Below are 18,013 nucleotides of genomic sequence, written 5' to 3'. Positions count from 1 at the left end.
AGCATAGACGAGCATTACCTGGATATTACAGGGATCGACAGGTTTTTCGGTGCTTATCAGTGGACGCAGGAACTCATGCAGTCGGTAACCCGCCATACGGGGCTTCCCGTTTCTTTTGCCTTATCAGTAAATAAAACGGTGGCGAAAATAGGTACGGGCGAATCCAAGCCTGCCGGTAAAAGAGAAATAGCTTCTAACGGCGTCCGTCCGTTTCTCAATCCGCTGTCCATAAAAAAAATACCCATGCTGGGCGATGCTACCTTCCAGATGCTTTCAAGAATAGGTGTGCGCCAGATACACACCCTGGCAGAAATGCCTGTGGAGGTACTGCAGCAGATGATCGGTAAAAACGGCATCGATTTGTGGAAAAAGGCAAACGGCATCGATTTCTCACAAGTAGAGCCTTATACCGAACGTAAGTCGGTATCTGCCGAACATACATTCGATCAGGATACCATCGACCTGAACATGCTCCACGCGCTCATCAGCGGTATGGTAGAAAAACTGGCTTATCAGCTGCGCTGCGAACAATGGCTGGTTTCTACCGTAGTGGTAAAAATCCGTTATGCCAATTTCAATACCGAAACAAAACAGGCAAAAATTGCATACACTTCAGCAGACAACATACTTACAAAAACAGTACGTGAACTCTTTAACAGGCTGTACAGCCGCCGCATGCGCATCCGCCTCATCGGTATCCGTTTTACGGGACTGGTACGCGGAAACCTGCAGATCAACCTGTTTGAAGACACGCAGGAAATGGCGGCTCTTTATCAGGCAATGGACCGCATCAAGAACAGGTTCGGATACGATAAGGTAGGGCGTGCCGCCGGTTTTAATTTTAACGCTAAAGAAAACAGGTAATCATGTATATAAACTGTCATTCCTATCACAGCCTCAGGTACGGGACTCTTTCGGTAAACGATCTCGTTTCTCAGGCTCAAGCCTGTGATGTAAAGGTGCTTGCGCTTACCGATATCAATACGGTAACCGGAATTTACGATTTTGTAAAAGCATGTAAACAGGCAGATATCAAGCCCGTTGTAGGAATAGAATTCCGATCAGATAATCGTTTGCTCTATATCGGGCTGGCAAAAAACAATGCAGGCATTGCCGAAATGTGCAGGCTGCTTACCGCACGCAACTGCGATGGGGCTCAACTGCCGTTAAAAGCACCGGAATTTGAAAATGTATATGTTATTTATCCTTTTTCAAACCGCCCGAAGACACTCAGTCAAAATGAGTTTATAGGGGTCAGACCCGAACAATTGAATTTTCTCATTCAGAAAGAGTGGCAGGAATACCTTCCCAAAATGGTTATTTGGAGTCCGGTGACCGTTTCCGGAAAAAACGAACACAATCTGCACAGGATCTTACGGGCAATTGATCAGAATGTTGTATTATCTAAACTGTCCGAAGATGATTTTTGCAGCATAAGCGAAACCATGCTGCCTGTAGGTGATCTTTTAAGCATGTATGAAAATCATCCTGAAATTATTGCCAACACCAAAAAAATCTTGGAAGATTGTCTTTTTGAATTTGAATTTGATTCCACTAAAAACAGGAAACACTTTACTGGAAGTAAAGAAAGTGACATTGAGCTTTTAACGGAACTGGCAACGAGCGGTTTCAAAAAAAGGTATAAAGAAGATGATGAGGTAGCCTTTCAGCGGGTGTATAAAGAATTGAAAGTGATAGATCAATTAGATTTCAGCGGTTATTTCCTCATCACATGGGATATTGTCCGTTATAGTACCAGTTTGGGATTGATGCATATCGGCCGTGGCAGTGGTGCCAACAGCATCATTGCCTATTGTCTGGGTATTACAGACATCTGTCCTATAGAGCTGGATCTTTATTTTGAAAGGTTCCTTAACCTGAACCGTAAAACCCCTCCCGATTTTGATATCGATTGGAGCTGGCAGGACCGTAATACCATCTTGGAATATATTTTCAACCGTTACGGTAAAGACCACGTAGCCTTTTGCGGTACCAACGTAGAATTCAAATACCGTTCTATTTTCCGTGAAGTAGGTAAAGTGTTCGGACTCCCAAAAGAGGAACTTGATGCACTTGCAAAGAATCCAATGGAACGGCACGATGATAATTCGGTGGTGAAACTGGTGCACAAATACGGAAAAATGTTGGAAAAATATCCCAACCAGCGCAGCATGCATTCTTGCGGTATCATTATTTCCGAAGAACCCATTACCAACTACACCGCACTCGAAATGCCGCCCAAAGGTTTTCCCATCGTTCAGTTCGATATGCACATTGCCGAAGACATCGGTTTCGAAAAATTCGATATTTTAAGCCAAAGGGGCATCGGTAGCATCAACGATGCGGTAAAGCTAATCGAACAAAACCAGGGCATTACGGTAGATATCCGGGATACGTCTATTTCTAAAAATGAGAAGCAGTGTAATGAATTCCTTAGCCGCGGACAAACCATCGGCTGTTTCTATATTGAATCTCCCGCCATGCGCGGATTGCTCAGAAGGCTTAAGTGCGACAATTATAAAACGCTGGTGGCGGCATCATCCATCATCCGTCCGGGTGTGGCGCAGTCGGGTATGATGAAGGAGTACATCTTCCGGCACAACTACCCCGATCAGTTCGAATATTTTCATGAGGTATTTCAGGAACACCTGGGTGATACCTACGGCATTATGGTGTATCAGGAAGACGTCATTAAGATCGCCATGCATTTCGGCGGACTCACAGCTGCAGACGGAGACATCCTGCGCAGGGCAATGAGCGGCAAGGGGCGTTCGCTGGCAGCATTACAGAAGGTAAAAGATAATTTCTTTGCCGCCTGTGCTAAAAAAGGGCATAGCGAAGCATTAAGCCGCGAAGTGTACCGTCAGATCGAATCCTTTGCAGGCTATTCGTTTTGCAAGGCGCATTCGGCTTCCTATGCTGTAGAAAGTTACCAAAGCCTTTACCTCAAGGTATATTACCCTTTGGAATTCATGGTGGCAGTCATCAACAATATGGGGGGCTTTTACCGTACCGAGGTCTATGTGCACGAAGCACGAATGTCGGGTGCCGTAATTTTAAACCCCTGTGTCAATAACAGCGAATACCACACCACGCTTTACGGTAACAATGTGTATCTGGGATTTATGCACCTTCAGGGATTGGAAGCAAAGTTGGCAGAAAATATACCTGGTGAGCGTAGAAAAAATGGAGCGTTCACTTCACTTGAAGATTTTGTTAAGCGTATTCCTATAGGTATCGAAGCAGTACAGATACTTATCTTTATTGGTGCGTTCCGTTTCACGGGAAAGAATAAAAACGAGCTGCTGGTACAGGCACGTTTGCTTTTGGTAAACTTTAAACCCCAAAACCGCAGCTTGATGCTGTTGGAAGAGCCTGCAAAAGAGTTTAAACTGCCGGAGTTGTCAAGGTCTCGTTTTGAAGATGCATTTGATGAAATCGAATTGATCGGTTTTACGGTATCCTGCACACCTTTCGATCTGCTGCAGACAAAGCATAGGGGTGAAGTGATGGCTAAAGATCTGATACACCATCACAAAGGCGAAGTAAAGATGCTGGCGTACCTTATTTCCCGCAAACATGTACCCACAAAAAAAGGGGCTATGTTCTTTGGTACATGGATCGATGTGGAGGGAAATTATTTCGATACGGCACATTTTCCAGATTGTCTGGAGCAATATCCGTTTCAGGGAGGGGGGTGTTACCTGTTGCTAGGCAGGGTAGAGGTGGATTATCATTTTCCTACAATAACAATACTTAAAATGGCAAAAATGCCGTTCATCCCCGATCCGCGTTATTCGCACGACAAACAGCGCGAATTCGATGTCCATCGTCAGATAAAGGAAGATGTTTCCATGACCCAGCGTAAACCTTACCCGCAGGAACATGAGATAGGTTTACCACGACGTAAGATCAATGAGCAGTACAACTTTAAAGATGTAATGAATAACAAACAGTAATCGAGAACAAAAACAGTAAATATCAAAAACAAATTATTATATGTATTGCGAATCAAAGCGCCATTAGTGAGAAAACAATAGTTGAACCGACGAAGAGAGCGTAAGATGATGGGGGAGCGGAGCGACGTTTCGATCAGATAGTGAACAAGGAAAAGTTCAACCGTTTTTGAACTGAGGCAAGACCAAAAAGAAAAGACTTTTGCTTCTTTTAGTCTATTAAAAGAAGAGAAAAACCGAAGTGTATCTGCTACTGATATAGATATTTTGAAGACACATATTTCTACCACTCCAAATCTTGTTCAGTGAGTTTGTGGTTGCTGAGCTCGTTGAAGTATCGTACTGCCGTCAGTTCAAGCGATAGTCAAGAACCAGCTATCTCGTCATAATATCCCAGTGAAAATGAAAACATAATAAATCAACCCACACGAATCAAATGGGGTATGAGCTTTTAATAGCGTGTCGAATAACTGAATGAAGCGTAAGGTGATCGTGCGGTCAGTGAGCCTGACGAACTGCGATCAGGTAGGTTCAAAAGTTCAATTCGACCGTTTAAAAGGTCGCCGCCAAAAAAGATTTTTGATACTTTTTATCTCTAAAAAGTATGAGGAAGCCGAAATACATCTATTACTAACAAAGGAGATCTCAAGCTAGATATTTCTAAAACTTACAATCCACGTCAGTTCTAGCCCCGTCGAGAACCAATACATCCAAACTAAAAATAACAGTTTGCTGTCACCCCTTGCTTGACAAGGGGTCTCACAAGAAGAGAGTATAGGGAATTTAATATTACTAAAATAATACAAAGCACGTAAAAGTATAAGAAAACCGAAATATTTCAATTACTAACAATGGAGATCTAAAAGCCAAATATTTCTACCACCCCATACCTTCGTCAGTTCGAACATAGTAATCAACCAGAACATTAAAATATTAAGAAAAATACCCAAGCAAGGCTAATCAGATTTATTTCCAAAATGGATCAAAATATAGGAACAATAAGAAAAATATATGAAGCTTTTTAACGATACCGAACTCTTTACAACGGGTACAAGAGGCAATAAGGAATTCGACCTTCCAGATGGCGATGTAATGCTGATTGATAATTTCTTCAGCAAGGAAGAATCCGACAATTTTTATGATAAGTTATTAACCGCAACCCCATGGCGTGAATATGAAATGCCAATGTACGATAAAATAGTAACCGCTCCGCGCATGATTTCTTGGCATCAGGATAAAGAAGTGAATATACCCTCGGGTAATGCACCCGAATTTACTGCTGACCTACATGAAATCCGCGAGCGGGTAGAAACGCAGACCAACTTAAAGTTCAATGCCGTGCTTTTAAACCTGTACCGCAACGGCAACGACAGTGTATCATGGCACAGCGATAAGATCGATAGGTCGGGTAGCAATCCAATCATCGCATCGGTAACTTTCGGCGAAACACGCATGTTCCGCTTAAGGCATAAATTTAGGAAAGAGGTGCCTCAGGTTGATATACCGTTGTATCACGGCTCGTTCCTGATAATGGCAGGCAAAACCAACAGTTTCTGGGAACACTCAGTTCCTAAAACCACTAAAGAGGTATTACCCAGAATCAATCTTACCTTTCGCAGGGTCATCAGGTAAAATAAAAATTATTTACAACAATATACCAGTACATATTACAACGTATATTGTAATCACCAATTATGTTCGGATTTTCATCAAAAATGTTCGTTTAATTAATTAATAATTCTCAAAAAGATTTTCAAAGTATCTTGTTATTGTTAACCTGTTTCATAATCTCATATTAAATTAAAAATACATTTGTCTTCCATTAACCTCTGCTTTTTAATGTTTATTACCCTGTCATTCAGAACGTCATACGCTGTTTAATTGAAATATCTGCAAAAAAATTGACGTATAATTTTCATTGTGCTAGGTGTTTAGCACATTCGGCGTAGATCTTCAATAACTACCGAAGTTGTTTATTAACGAAGTTTTAACAGCACTTAGTTTTTAATAATAAACAATTAATTCAACATCTATAGCTCTTTTTGTTAAAAATCTTGGCAATTGTACTGAACTTCTATATCCTCACATAAATCAAAAACAGTTAAAATAGTTCGGCAATTATATTCTCTAAAAATAATGGCTGGTATATGTAAACAATACTTAAAGCAACATAAAACTTTTACGTCTTTTTCAATAAAAAGACACGCTGCATTTGCAGCGTGTCTCACGATTAAAGTGCTGTACAATATCTAAAGATAGAACCAACTTAAAAGCTGCTTACCCAATTATTATATCCTTATATTCAGTACCGCAATCTTCAATCCTCACCATAAACCAAAAAAAATTATGAAAGATATTTTAATATTTATATATACTAAACAATGAATAGCCCTGCAATAGCAGCTGCGTCAGATCCGCTTAGAATCTCATCGTATGCAGCCGATCCTGCTGCCGCACCGAATGCATTTGCAGTATTGAACCCTGCCTGGTTCACATTTTCTTCACCGGCATAAACGGCGTTTGTTGCAGCCGGCATATTTCCGCCATTGTCCAATTCAATCCAGCCTTTGTTGCTGCGTATTCTTCGAACTTGCGATGCGTGTCTTGCCTCAACCGAATGTATCTGCAAAGCAGCCTGTAATATCTGTCTGTTGCCCATTACGTTCCCTGCCTGACCTTTGTAGGCACGTACACCTGTGTCTTCAAATGCCTGTGCCAGTATCAGGAACTGGTTGTAATCGCTAAAAGGAGTAAAATTATTTCCTGCCGTAAAATCAAATGTTGGTTTTGCCACCGGCGTTTCACCAAGCGATGTTAAAGCGGCCTTTAAAAAAGCTACATGGGCAGTTTCGTGCTTTGCAATCTGCATAAATACCGTTCGGTCTGCAGACGGTATCAGCCCGCCGGCACTCAAGCCCATTCGGTAATACTCGTCTTCCAGATATTCCAGTGTAAGGGCAAGCTGCAGTGCATCTGTAAGTGCACCTGTATCTAGCACAGTATTGCCCAATACTTTGTTCGTTCCGGCATTGGCTTTTGTAGAAAGTAAACTACCCAGCCCTAAGGGAATTGCTGCTATGGCTGCCTTGGTTCCAAAATGGGTAACACCTGTTAGCGCGTCCAACCTTGTTGCTTCCTTGCTATAAAATTTATCGTCAGAAAGCTTTTCTAATATCTTAAGTAAATTCATATTATAATGTCTTTAAATTATTGAATACCAAGTTCCTTCCATGTGAAAGGTGTTTTAATGAAACCTGCGGCAGTAGCTGCTATTTCTTTGGGTTCTTTAGCCAGATCCAAACCGTTGGCATCAATTACGTCGTCTCCTGAAAAATCAGCCGATCCGGGATTGATCAGGTCGCGTATAGCAGCTGCATGGCGTGCTTCAACCGAAACGATCTTTCCGGCTATAACCAGATAATCCGGATTCGCAATATATTTTCCTGCGCCGTTGTATGCTGCAACACCGGTATCTTCCAAAGCCTTTGCAGTAGCAAGTACCGAATTGCGGTCATTGAAGTTTACATTCGGATAGTGGAATTCAAGTGCCGGTAATACATTTGTAGTAGCACCGCTTATTGCTGCCTTAAAAAAATCTCTGTGGATTACTTCGTGGTGGTACAAGTCGGTAAATAGTTCTCTTTCTTTGGTAGAAATACCCGAATAAAAATTGTTTACCACCTTTGTATAAAAATCTGCTTCCAACTGTTCCAGTGCATAGGCATAATTCAATATACCTACGTCGCCTTTACCTAAATCAAAGACATCGGAATGTTGCATAATAGGTTCGTCTTCACAACCAACCAATGTAAGTCCTGCAAGGGCGAGTGTCACACCGCTCAGCTTTAGAAAATCTCTTCTTCCGGTATCCAGCGTGGTTTGCGCGTTGGATACACTGATAATTCCTTTTTTCATAATGCTTAAATTTTATAGATATTGGTTTACGGCATTAAAACGGTATCAATAACGTGAATTACTCCGTTCGACTGGTTTACATCGGCAATGGTTACTTTTGCACTAGTGCCTTTTACGTCGGTTACATATAAATCGTCTCCTTTCGTCCAGAAGGTAAGCGGTGCACCTGCTATGGTAGCCATTGTTGCTTTACCTTTTCCGGCTTTAACAGCATCCCAAACGTCCTTTGTACTGTAGTTGCCCGCAAGCACGTGGTAAGTAAGTATTTTGGTCAGCATCGCCTTGCTTTCAGGTTTTACCAATTCTTCAACGGTACCTTTAGGTAGTTTTGCAAAAGCTTTGTCGGTTGGCGCAAACACGGTAAACGGACCTTTACCTTGCAGTGTTTCTACCAGTCCCGCCGCCTTAACTGCTGCTATCAGCGTTTTATGGTCTCTAGAGTTAACGGCATTTTCAATGATGTTTTTAGAAGGGTACATAGGTGCACCACCTACCATGACCGTTTTTTCCTTTGTTTGGGCAGATGCCGTTTCAGTGAAGGCAAATGTTAAAGCTGCTAAAACAAATGCTGCAATTGTTGTTTTAATTTTCATGTCTATTTTTTTTAAAATTGTTAATTGTTTATAGATTCATTTACGATGATACTTTTTTTTTGGATTTAAATTAATCGTAAAATTTTTAGTTTTTTTAATAAATTTTTATTTTTAGTTAAAAAGAGCCTATTTTCTTTGGTGTTACCGAAGGTTCAAAATCAAGACTTACAGAATTCATGCAGAATCTCTTCCCGGTAGGTTCCGGTCCGTCGTCAAAAATATGCCCAAGATGCGATCCGCATCTTCCGCAAACTACTTCGGTCCGTACCATGTTATGCGAAGAATCTTTTTTATAGAGCACGCTTTTAGCCCGCAATGGTTCGTAAAAAGACGGCCAGCCACACGCAGATGCAAATTTTGCTGTCGATAAAAACAGACCGTTGCCACATACCGCACAGTAGTAGGTACCCTTGGTTTCATTCCGGTATAACGATCCTGTGAACGCCTGTTCGGTTGCGCCTTCGCGTGCTACCTTATACAGTTCTTTAGAAAGTATTTTTTTCCATATTTCATTAGATACGTTTAAAGCTTTGGTGTCTGTTCGCGAATAATAGGGATTGTCTGCTTTAAACTGATTTGGTTGAGCTATAGCTGGTTGTATAAAAAAAAGAAAGCATAAACAGGTTAGGGCTATATTAATGGTTTTTTTCATAATTTTCAGTATTTAGTGATGTGATGGATGAATTTTCAAACTTTTACTATTATTTACGATATATTTTAAGATGCAGATGTTGGGGTTAACATAAAATGTTTACTTTTATAAACAAAAAGAAAGGCTATCAAAACAGTTTATTCAGAAGAAGATCTTATCGTTTTGTTGAATCAGAAAAACGAAACAGCTTTCAACTACCTGTACGATCACTATAGCGGTGCATTGTACGGTGTGGTTTTGCGCATTGTATCTTCTAAAGAATATACCGAAGAAGTTATTCAGGATGTTTTTGTGAAAATATGGAACGGCATAACGCAATATGATGAATCCAAAGGTCGCCTTTACACATGGATGATCAATATCGCTCGCAATACCGCCATAGATTACCTTAAATCAAAATCCTTTCAAAACCAGCTAAAAAACCAGTCTGTTTCAGATTTCGTATATACTATAAAGGAGGAATCGCAAATAAACGAATCAGATTTTATCGGTTTTTCAAAGGTGCTCGATAAGCTCGAAACCGATAAAAGGCAGCTTATCGTACTGGCATATTATCAGGGATATACACAAGTTGAAATTTCAGAAAAATTAAAGATCCCCATTGGTACCGTAAAGACAAAAATGAGGAGTGCTTTGTTAAAATTAAGAGATTTACTAAAAGAATATCAATAAAAGTGAACACGAAAGAATACATATCGTCAGGAATAATAGAATCTTATGTACTTGGTATTGCTACCGGGGAGGAAGCGGCTATTTTCGAATGTATTATGAAAAATAATGCAGAGGTTAAGGCTGCATATTTAGAAGCTCAAAGGATAATGGAAGAACTTGCTGCTGCCCAGGCCGTAGCTCCGCCCGTTGACTTAAAGGCAAAGGTATGGGATAAAATTAAACAGCAGACTGCATCTGAACCTTTGGTTTCAAACATTAATTCTTCCCAACAAAAGTCTGTCGAAGTCAAACAACTCCTTGCTAAAGCAAGTCCTGGTAAGTGGAAAAAATGGGCTGTTGCGGCATCTGTACTTTTTGTGGTTGGTTTGGCGTCAAATATTTTTTGGTGGCAACAGCAAATCCATACACGTAGCGAACTAAATCTTCTTGCAGTACAATTGTCAGATCAAGGAAGTAAATTAGAGCAGGTTCAAAAAAAATGGGCACTGGCATCAAATTCTGATATTCAAACCATACAGTTAAACGGAGTAGAAAAGCATCCCGGATCCAAAGCTATTGTTTTTTGGGATAAGTCTACAAAAAACGTATACTTACATTCTGTAAACCTACCGCAGCCACCTAAGGGAATGCAGTATCAGTTGTGGGCTATAGAAAATGGTAAACCGGTCAGTGCAGGTATGTATTCTCCCGAGAAAGATACCGAAATAGTGCTTTCAACCATACAGTCTGCGCAGAATTTTGCCATAACTCTTGAAAAAGCGGGTGGTGTAGAATCACCTACTTTGCAAAACATGTACGTTATTGGTGGGGTGTAAGTTAGTTTAACATTAATCAGGTTACCTTGCCTAATTTGTCTGCAGAAATAAATAATTGCTGGCGCAGTACGTGTAAATAATATATTCTCAACAATTTCTTTTATAATTTCTTTAACTGCCTTTTTACCGGGTAGTTAGTATCTTTGAATATAAATCTTTTTTATTTTAGTAATTAGGGGCATCAATGTTTTAAAACTGTATTGATGCCTTTAGTTATTTAAAACTATCAGTTATATCTTTGATTTTTTATGCTTCATAATGGGGGCATTTTTTTTTGTTAAAAGCTTAACAAGGTATTTTGTTCTAAATATTTAAAGCTAATTTTAATATTGGGGTAGCGGTCGTATAATACAAAACTGATTAATTCTGTAAGTTTCTGCGCTCTTATCTGGTCACTATCAGAAACAATTATACCAAATCTATTATCAACCGATGGTTGTAATGCTGATCTGAAAGATCCTTTACCTACCAATGAATTTCTGTATTCATCGTTTATTCTGAAGTCAAGCATTTTGAAAATATGCGATAAATGCCAAAGGTGGCTTGCTGCTGCAAAAGACTGCACACTGTCTTTCAAGGTAAAATGACTTACGTAATGGTTTAATTTCATTAAAGTTAAATAAACCGCAATGATATAGATTTAAAATAGATGCTATGTGACTACATTGTTATCATTACAACAAGAAATATCTTACCCCTTAATAAAACGATGCTGATACGGATGTACTTTAAATAAGGTTAAAGTTGTAAATTTAGACTAAGGAATAAAACAAATTGAGTTATGAACGAAGAATTATCTAAAGTTGTGGTTACACTAAACAATAAAAAAGGTATTGATGGTTTACTGAATACTGCAGAAAGGTTCGGTGCAACCCAGATCACAAATTACGAAGGAATTGGGGGAAGACCCGTTTTTGAATTTTCTATTGTAGCAGCAAAAGAGGATAAATTTGCAGCAGCACTAAAATCAGAATTTGTTGATGTTACAGCTAAAAAGTAGTGCTGTAATATGCTTTAATATTTTAAAACCAGGTAGAAGTTGAATGACTTGTAAATGAATTATAAAATAGCTGTCAAGGAAATTATTAAGCTTTTTTAAATAGGATTTGTCGTTTTTTGTAAAAATTCTTGTACTGTAGATATTCAGGTCATGAAAGTGAATACTCAGAATAATGATATGGATTACACAAAAAGAATGGCAAGCGTAATAATAACTATAGCGCAATACATTTAGAAATATTAAATTATCTGGTTATAGAATAGCAATTGATTTTTTAGTTCCGGTCTGGTTTTCAGATTGGAACTTTTTTTTAGTTCTAAAATTATAAAACCTACTATCTTTAAAAATAAAGACAGCGTAGTTTGTGAAGTGGTTATGCTTTATGTAACCGGTGCTTTCAACATAGTATAATAAACCTGATGAGCACAACCACTTTATAAAAAAATAAAAGTCAGCACATTGCTAAAATCTTTTAGTTATGTAAACACCTAATATTATAAGCGTCAGCCCGCCAATTCTTCCGTAGCTTATAGGGTGGTGTTTGGCACCAAGAATCTGATAATGTTCCAAAAGCATCGAAATTCCAAGTTGTCCGGCGATGATCAGGCCAAATGCCAGACCGGGACCAATTCGCGGAAAAGAATAAATAATAACCGAAACATAAAATGCACCCAGTATGCCCCCTAACCAAGAATAGACTGGTGCGTTTTTTAAATCTTTCCAAGAAACGTTCTGTGATGTAAATAAAATAAAAAGTATCAGCGCAAGCACGCCTACCGTAAACGAAATCATTGCGGCATGCAGCGGACTTCCGCCCGTCTTTGCCAGTTTGCTGTTTAATGCGGCCTGAATCGGCAGTCCTGCTCCTGCAGCTGCTGCCATTATAATCCAAATAGTTTTATCCATAATTAATTGTATTTAGTTGAATCCTCTTTCATATTGCCATGGAATATCGGCTGTTTCATTAAGTTCAATTGCTGCATGTAGCGCAAAATACGGATCCCGTAAATGTTCACGGGCAATAACAACCAGGTCTGCTTTACGGTCTTTAATTATTTCATCAGCCTGTTGTGCGTCGGTAATCATACCTACGGCTCCCGTAGGCAGATCAGTTTTATTTTTAATGGCTGTTGCAAACGAAAGTTGGTAATTGGGTTTCACTATTGTTTGATCTACCTGCACAAAACCACCACCGGAAGCTGTTATAAAATCTACACCCATACCTTTTAAAATAGCAGCAAGTTTAACGCTGTCTTCCAATTTCCACCCATGGGTACCTCCGTCATAATCTACTGCCGAAAGCCTTAGCATTAAAGGCATTTCTTTAGGAATAACACTTCGTAACTGTTGCACTATTTCAGTAAGAAAACGAATCCTGTTTTCAAAACTTCCTCCGTAGTCATCAGTTCTTTTATTGATCATTTCAGAATAGAACTGATGAATCAGATAGCCGTGTGCCGCATGTAGTTCTATCGCATCAAATCCGGCTTTTACGGCATTTTTTGCAGCGTAAGCAAAGTCCTCTTGTGTCTGCTTAATTTCATCAATAGTCATTTCTACCGGAAGGTGCTGGTTAATAGGTGTGGCAGAAGCACTTTTGGCAATCCATCCGCCCTGTGCAGGCGCCAGCGGTTTCATACCGTCTTTAGGATGCGTGGTACTTCCTTTTCCCCCGGCGTGCCAAAGCTGTACGGCAATTTTTGCTCCTTGATCGTGAACAAAATTTACTATGGGTTTCCACGCTTCTGTCTGTACTTCGTTCCATATACCTGTATCGTAAAGTGTACATAAACCTTCTGCTGAAACGGCTGTGCATTCGGTAATTAGCAGTCCGGCACCGCCAACTGCTCGGCTGCCTAAATGCACAAGATGCCATGCACCCGGAATACCATTTTGGGCACTGTATTGCTGCATGGGCGAAACTACGATCCTGTTTTTAAGTTCCATAGACCGTATCTGGAACGGTGTAAATAATGCGCTCATCTTTTTATCTTTTTGTTGATACAAAGTTCGGTGGCAGCGCAAAGAAATAAAATGAACCAGTTTAAAAAATCAGGTTGAAGTAGTTCAAGGTTTACGGGAAACTTTCTTGTTCCTGATCTTAGAAAGAAATTCGGTTGACATTCCAAGAAATGAGGCGATGATATATTGCGGTATAAGGTTTACGAACTGCGGATAGGCTGCCGCAAAGCTTACATAGCGCTCTTCGGCAGATTGTGTAAGGTTGGTAATTAGTCTGCGTTGCTGCGCGGCTAACCCGCGTTCGGCAATGATTCTGAAAAACATTTCGAATTTCGGGTTCATGTTCTTAAGGATTGCTTCATCTTCAAAGCTAAGCTGTAAAACTGTCGACTTTGTAACGGCTTCTACAAATAAGGTAGCCGGCTGTTGGTAAATGTAGCTGTTGTAATCGGTAATCCACCAATCGGCAGCAGCCAGCGCAATGGTTGTTTCATTGCCTAACGGGTTTGTAATAAACGAACGTAGGGCACCTTCGGTTACATAAAAACGGTGTTGTGCTACAAAGCCCGGCTGCACGATCAGTTGCTTTTTACGCAGCGTTTTTTCCCGGAAAAACGAAGCAAACTGCAAGGCTTCCTCATCAGTCACTTTTACACGCTGTTTTAAAAATAAAATAATTTTTGCTTCTTCCATCGGCAATATCCTTAAAAAATAATCAAAGCTAAAATAGTAAAAGAATTCTTAACATCACATTTTTGAAAGATTCAAGTCTTTATCCTTTTCATTTGAGTGTGCAGGTAATCAAGCGTAAAATAGTTTAGCTAAGCCATACTAACTTTCTTATTTTTTAATATATTTGCTTCAAATTAGGTGGCTGTCTAACAGCCTGTATAGGCAGCAGCTTTTTAGTTGGTGTCTATTTTTTTTCTTCCTTTTAATATTTCAATAAACATTCTTGCAGGCAGTTCATTTTGGTATAAACATCTTTTTGATTTGGTATCTCATTATCAGGAAATGTAGTAATATATAATTTGATGTTTTAACTTTCATAACAGCTCAAGAACAATAGTTTTTCCGCTAGCATGTCAAAAGATGTATTTTATCAATTAGTTTTGCTATTGTGAATTAAGCAGAAATTTGTATTTAAAATAGCAATAGTTATTTTTTATGATTTAAAATGGTGTGATTTCTAAGTATAAAGCTGTAAATTTATGTTCTGTTTTTAATTGTTTAAAAACAGAAGTTGCATTCATAAATTAAATCAATTTAATATGGATCATATATATGCAGAATTAGAAAAGATCGTATGCGGTAAGGTAGTAGAATTTGAGAAGTTTTTGCAGCAGTTTCAGGAAAATTTCAGTGGAACAGGTTTGACGAAGATCATAGAAAAGAAAAACGAATTGAAGTTGTTTTGTGCGGAATATGTACATAAAGAATACCCATTGGATACTTTGATGTTTGTAGAAGGCAAATATATTCACACGGCTGATTCTGTAGTATATTTTCGTTCTATGAAGTATATGCATAACAGGGTAAAAGAACTCGATAAGCTGTTTGCAGAATTTTTAGATACGTTCATTAATATGCAGGTGTCAAAATAGCTTATTTAAATAACATCTCTCATGTTAACAGAAGCTACTAAATGTAGCATGTTTCAATTTATTTCGTGTTGTTCTGTCACTTTTTTTTCACTATTTAGCATGGAACAGGAAATAACAAGTGAAATTAATAAAGGAACAGAAAAGTTTCTGAATGCTTTTACATTTTTAATTGTAATCCTAAATATATTAATAAAAAAGAGGTTGCAGTAAAAACATGCAACCTCTTATTAACCAAAAAAAACACTTATGAAAGTACAAATATAGTAATTTTATATGCGTGCATATAATTTTAATTTTTTTTTAACTGTTGATTCCCATGCAGGTGTTTTATAGATTGTCAAATCTGATTTTAGGCTGACCACCGGTTTCAATGCTACAGAATTTTACTTTGAATTGTAATTTTTCTATTTTGTGGTCTGAAATACCAGGAAATGATGGTTACAACCAAGAGAATCAGTGACGGTATAGCCTCAGCAAATCCCTTACCCACCGCCAAATGAGAAACAAAAGCCCCAGACATGGCAAAGAAAAACCCTGCGTAAGCCCATTCTTTTAAGAGTTTACATTTCGGAAGTAAAACAACGATGACTCCTAACAACTTCCATACACCAAGAATACTTAAAACGTACAAAGGATACCCAAGTGCTGTGACAATTTCGTTATAACCGCCAATCTGTAGCATCTGCTGTACACCACCAGCCGTCATTCCCAAACAAAGGAATATAGTAGCAATCCAATAAATAATGTTTTTTGTTTTCATATAAACTATTTTAATTTGCCGGCAATTTCCTGCAGCTGGTTATGTGCCATATTAATACCTTGTGCAAACGGCATCTGCAGCAGCTGGTTTCTAAATTCTACAGACCTAAAAACAATGTGTATTGTAAGACGGCTTGTTTCATCGGTCAGTTTTTCAAATTCCAGAAATTCAAGTTGTACTGGAAACGCTGTGTTTTCCATTTCGAAAGTTCGTATGATTTTCTGGTTTGGAATAAATTCATGTATGGTTCCGTTTGCACGGAAAACTACATTTCCGTTGTATGAGGTTTCAAAAGCATAAGAACCGTGTTTTTTGTTTTCCATCTTAAGGACTTTTGTTCCCATCCACTGTTCAAAAAGCTCAGGTTCATCATAAGCTTTAAAAAGTAGTTCCAAAGGCAGGTCAAATTCCCTTGTAATAACCAGTTCCTGTTTGCCGTCTTCAGCATGTACCTTGGTTTGCTGTTCCATATTAACTTTTATTTTGCGATTTATAGTTTTGCATTACTTCCTGCAGCTTGTTAAACCTGTCATTCCACATTTTCCGGAAAGGCTCAATAAAATCTGCTACCTGCTTTAATTTTTCAGCATTAATGTGGTAGTATATTTCCCTTCCGTTTTGTTCCTGCTTTAACAGTTCACATTCAGTAAGTATCTGCAGGTGTTTTGAAACCGTTGGTCGGGCTGTCTCAAAGTTCGAAGCTATAGCACCTGCGGTCATAGATTGGGAGGTAACCAGCACAAGTATAGCTCTTCGGGTGGGATCTGCAATAGCTTGGAATACGTCTCTTCTTAAATTCATTTTAAATATGTTCAACTCCGTCTTTTAATGTGAAGTTATTTAACTACAAATATAAATGAAGTTATTTAACTACACAATAGCTATTTGTTAGATTCTGCTTTTAAATTTTCTTTATTGTAATGCAGTGTAATTAAATTACCAAAATGTGAAAGTTATTTACAGTAAATAAAACTTCAGCTCCTCAAAATTTGTAAATCAAAACAGTGGAGATATTGCTTCGCATTGCGGGAAGATCAATATTTATACCTTCGGGACTACTCAAGATTCAAGGTAAACAGTTTTCGTATTTTTGTCCCGAAATGTATAAAGGTATATTTTTTAACGAACTGCATCATACAGATTTTTTATTGGAATTTTTTAGGTTTTTGTCAATTCCTAACTGCATTTTTACTATTAGCCAACGATGTACGGTATTGGCAGCCTTAATGTTTTCAGTATTTGCACAAACATTTTTGTTTTAATTGAGTGTTAGTTTAGTTAATAAAGTTGTGATTATGGTATTTGTGATGTGTATCGCATCCTTATTATTAATATATTGATTGGCGAAGCATCAGTATTTTATTAGGAATTGTATTGTTTACAGCTGTTATTATTTTTTTTAATTACAAATACTTATTATTAAGCTTTTTACTGGGTATTAGTTCTTTAAAATTTGTAACTGGTTTAAACCGGCTGCTATACAATAGTTGATTATTTATAGTTAATTTTTATTATGGAAATTCCCGTTATTTTAAATACTTCTCTGCAAAATTCAGATAAGATTTTAAAGCGTCTTTAAGAAATTTAGCAGAATCTTCTTTAACCAATTCACCTTTTTCATTAAAGTAATCCTGTACATTGGCTAAGTATATTTCGGGTTGTTGCATTGTAGGCATATTTAAAAAGGTTAATGATTGCCTTAAATGATGATTGGCTCCAAAACCACTAATTCCACTAATTGAAGAGGAAATAATCATGGCTGGTTTGCTGTTCCATACACTTTTACCATATGGTCTTGATCCTACATCCAATGCATTTTTAAGTGCAGCAGGTAAAGATCTGTTATGCTCTGGAGTTATAAAAATAATTCCTTCCATACTCTTAACTTTTTTTCTGAAAACAGCGTAGGTTGCTGGTTCGTTAGCTTCATCGTAATCTTGATTGTAGAGTGGTAAGTCATCAATTGTGATTATTTCAAATTGGTACCCTAGCCTTTAGATTTGTTCTTTGAAAAATTCATAAATTTATTAACAACCAAAACTGGCAAAGTACACCATTCGCTCTGCAAAGCTTTTAGACTTATC

18 protein-coding genes and 1 pseudogene are annotated in these 18,013 nt (G+C 38.3%); 7 read left to right on the top strand and 12 right to left on the bottom strand.

The features are described from left to right. The 3 genes from BM253_RS15930 to BM253_RS15920 form a co-directional block, all read left to right on the top strand. A partial coding sequence (locus BM253_RS15930; protein WP_091526282.1) for a DNA polymerase Y family protein occupies nt 1-864 on the top strand: 864 nt, incomplete at its 5' end. A 2-nt stretch (nt 865-866) separates the two neighbouring features. Continuing rightward, nucleotides 867-3,959 (top strand): DNA polymerase III subunit alpha, encoded by a 3,093-nt coding sequence (locus tag BM253_RS15925; protein WP_091526278.1) that lies wholly within the window; start codon nt 867-869, stop codon nt 3,957-3,959. 1,008 nt (nt 3,960-4,967) lie between these two features. After that, on the top strand, nt 4,968-5,588 hold the full coding sequence (locus tag BM253_RS15920) for an alpha-ketoglutarate-dependent dioxygenase AlkB family protein (protein WP_091526276.1): 621 nt from the start codon (nt 4,968-4,970) through the stop codon (nt 5,586-5,588). 742 nt (nt 5,589-6,330) lie between these two features. Here BM253_RS15920 and BM253_RS15915 read toward each other — a convergent pair. From BM253_RS15915 to msrB, 4 genes are all read right to left on the bottom strand, one after another. Next, nucleotides 6,331-7,146 carry a ferritin-like domain-containing protein gene (locus BM253_RS15915; RefSeq protein WP_091526274.1) on the bottom strand — a complete coding sequence of 272 codons (816 nt, stop codon included), beginning with the start codon at nt 7,144-7,146 and terminating at the stop codon, nt 6,331-6,333. A 17-nt stretch (nt 7,147-7,163) separates the two neighbouring features. Further along, entirely contained in the window at nt 7,164-7,871 is a 708-nt protein-coding gene (locus tag BM253_RS15910) for a ferritin-like domain-containing protein (RefSeq protein WP_091526273.1), read from the bottom strand. Between the two features lie 26 nt (nt 7,872-7,897). Next, nucleotides 7,898-8,464, bottom strand: a complete 567-nt coding sequence (locus tag BM253_RS15905; protein ID WP_091526271.1) for a fasciclin domain-containing protein — start codon at nt 8,462-8,464, stop codon at nt 7,898-7,900. A gap of 115 nt (nt 8,465-8,579) precedes the next feature. Further along, nucleotides 8,580-9,116, bottom strand: coding sequence for a peptide-methionine (R)-S-oxide reductase MsrB (gene msrB, locus BM253_RS15900; protein ID WP_091526269.1), 537 nt, complete (start codon nt 9,114-9,116; stop codon nt 8,580-8,582). Between the two features lie 162 nt (nt 9,117-9,278). Here msrB and BM253_RS15895 point away from each other — a divergent pair, with 162 nt between their 5' ends. Next, nucleotides 9,279-9,788 (top strand): RNA polymerase sigma factor, encoded by a 510-nt coding sequence (locus tag BM253_RS15895; protein WP_245758517.1) that lies wholly within the window; start codon nt 9,279-9,281, stop codon nt 9,786-9,788. Nucleotides 9,789-9,790: 2 nt separating this feature from the next. Beyond that, complete coding sequence (locus tag BM253_RS15890; RefSeq protein ID WP_091526267.1) at nt 9,791-10,603, top strand: anti-sigma factor; 813 nt, start codon at nt 9,791-9,793, stop codon at nt 10,601-10,603. 277 nt (nt 10,604-10,880) lie between these two features. Here the strand turns inward: BM253_RS15890 and BM253_RS15885 are convergent, their stop codons facing one another. Next, nucleotides 10,881-11,213 (bottom strand): hypothetical protein, encoded by a 333-nt coding sequence (locus BM253_RS15885; protein ID WP_091526265.1) that lies wholly within the window; start codon nt 11,211-11,213, stop codon nt 10,881-10,883. A gap of 171 nt (nt 11,214-11,384) precedes the next feature. Here BM253_RS15885 and BM253_RS15880 point away from each other — a divergent pair, with 171 nt between their 5' ends. Next, nucleotides 11,385-11,603: a hypothetical protein gene (locus tag BM253_RS15880; protein WP_091526263.1), complete on the top strand. Its 219-nt coding sequence runs from the start codon at nt 11,385-11,387 to the stop codon at nt 11,601-11,603. 462 nt (nt 11,604-12,065) lie between these two features. Here BM253_RS15880 and BM253_RS15875 read toward each other — a convergent pair whose 3' ends face one another. The 3 genes from BM253_RS15875 to BM253_RS15865 form a co-directional block, all read right to left on the bottom strand. Continuing rightward, a complete protein-coding gene (locus BM253_RS15875) occupies nt 12,066-12,509 on the bottom strand; it encodes a DMT family transporter (RefSeq protein WP_091526261.1) in 444 nt (147 codons plus the stop codon). A 12-nt stretch (nt 12,510-12,521) separates the two neighbouring features. Continuing rightward, entirely contained in the window at nt 12,522-13,586 is a 1,065-nt protein-coding gene (locus tag BM253_RS15870) for an NADH:flavin oxidoreductase/NADH oxidase (protein ID WP_091526259.1), read from the bottom strand. Nucleotides 13,587-13,670: 84 nt separating this feature from the next. After that, the gene (locus tag BM253_RS15865; RefSeq protein WP_091526257.1) at nt 13,671-14,258 is read right to left on the bottom strand and encodes a Crp/Fnr family transcriptional regulator; all 588 of its coding nucleotides are present in this window, start codon (nt 14,256-14,258) and stop codon (nt 13,671-13,673) included. A 578-nt stretch (nt 14,259-14,836) separates the two neighbouring features. Here BM253_RS15865 and BM253_RS15860 point away from each other — a divergent pair. Beyond that, nucleotides 14,837-15,169 (top strand): hypothetical protein, encoded by a 333-nt coding sequence (locus BM253_RS15860; RefSeq protein ID WP_091526255.1) that lies wholly within the window; start codon nt 14,837-14,839, stop codon nt 15,167-15,169. A gap of 373 nt (nt 15,170-15,542) precedes the next feature. Here the strand turns inward: BM253_RS15860 and BM253_RS15855 are convergent, their stop codons facing one another. From BM253_RS15855 to BM253_RS15840, 4 genes and pseudogenes are all read right to left on the bottom strand, one after another. Next, entirely contained in the window at nt 15,543-15,929 is a 387-nt protein-coding gene (locus BM253_RS15855) for a DoxX family protein (RefSeq protein ID WP_091526253.1), read from the bottom strand. A gap of 5 nt (nt 15,930-15,934) precedes the next feature. After that, a complete protein-coding gene (locus BM253_RS15850; RefSeq protein ID WP_091526251.1) occupies nt 15,935-16,399 on the bottom strand; it encodes an SRPBCC family protein in 465 nt (154 codons plus the stop codon). 1 nt (nt 16,400) lies between these two features. Next, a complete protein-coding gene (locus BM253_RS15845) occupies nt 16,401-16,730 on the bottom strand; it encodes an ArsR/SmtB family transcription factor (protein WP_091526249.1) in 330 nt (109 codons plus the stop codon). Nucleotides 16,731-17,455: 725 nt separating this feature from the next. Then, nucleotides 17,456-17,905 (bottom strand): annotated as a pseudogene (locus BM253_RS15840) (NADPH-dependent FMN reductase); the annotation flags it as partial. Nucleotides 17,906-18,013: the final 108 nt, after the last annotated feature.

Origin of the sequence: Paenimyroides ummariense, from assembly GCF_900115115.1 — a bacterium.
Lineage (GTDB): Bacteria > Bacteroidota > Bacteroidia > Flavobacteriales > Flavobacteriaceae > Flavobacterium > Flavobacterium ummariense.
The sequence above is the reverse complement of the archived record's forward strand: the minus strand, read 5'-3'. Positions and strand labels throughout refer to the sequence as shown.

Coding starts and splice junctions, on each gene's coding strand:
- msrB (WP_091526269.1), bottom strand. CDS start 9,116: ATGAAAAAAACCATTAATATAGCCCTAACCTGTTTATGCTTTCTTTTT.
- BM253_RS15880 (WP_091526263.1), top strand. CDS start 11,385: ATGAACGAAGAATTATCTAAAGTTGTGGTTACACTAAACAATAAAAAA.
- BM253_RS15850 (WP_091526251.1), bottom strand. CDS start 16,399: ATGGAACAGCAAACCAAGGTACATGCTGAAGACGGCAAACAGGAACTG.
- BM253_RS15915 (WP_091526274.1), bottom strand. CDS start 7,146: ATGAATTTACTTAAGATATTAGAAAAGCTTTCTGACGATAAATTTTAT.
- BM253_RS15870 (WP_091526259.1), bottom strand. CDS start 13,586: ATGAGCGCATTATTTACACCGTTCCAGATACGGTCTATGGAACTTAAA.
- BM253_RS15860 (WP_091526255.1), top strand. CDS start 14,837: ATGGATCATATATATGCAGAATTAGAAAAGATCGTATGCGGTAAGGTA.
- BM253_RS15905 (WP_091526271.1), bottom strand. CDS start 8,464: ATGAAAATTAAAACAACAATTGCAGCATTTGTTTTAGCAGCTTTAACA.
- BM253_RS15920 (WP_091526276.1), top strand. CDS start 4,968: ATGAAGCTTTTTAACGATACCGAACTCTTTACAACGGGTACAAGAGGC.
- BM253_RS15910 (WP_091526273.1), bottom strand. CDS start 7,871: ATGAAAAAAGGAATTATCAGTGTATCCAACGCGCAAACCACGCTGGAT.
- BM253_RS15845 (WP_091526249.1), bottom strand. CDS start 16,730: ATGAATTTAAGAAGAGACGTATTCCAAGCTATTGCAGATCCCACCCGA.
- BM253_RS15865 (WP_091526257.1), bottom strand. CDS start 14,258: ATGGAAGAAGCAAAAATTATTTTATTTTTAAAACAGCGTGTAAAAGTG.
- BM253_RS15875 (WP_091526261.1), bottom strand. CDS start 12,509: ATGGATAAAACTATTTGGATTATAATGGCAGCAGCTGCAGGAGCAGGA.
- BM253_RS15855 (WP_091526253.1), bottom strand. CDS start 15,929: ATGAAAACAAAAAACATTATTTATTGGATTGCTACTATATTCCTTTGT.
- BM253_RS15885 (WP_091526265.1), bottom strand. CDS start 11,213: ATGAAATTAAACCATTACGTAAGTCATTTTACCTTGAAAGACAGTGTG.
- BM253_RS15925 (WP_091526278.1), top strand. CDS start 867: ATGTATATAAACTGTCATTCCTATCACAGCCTCAGGTACGGGACTCTT.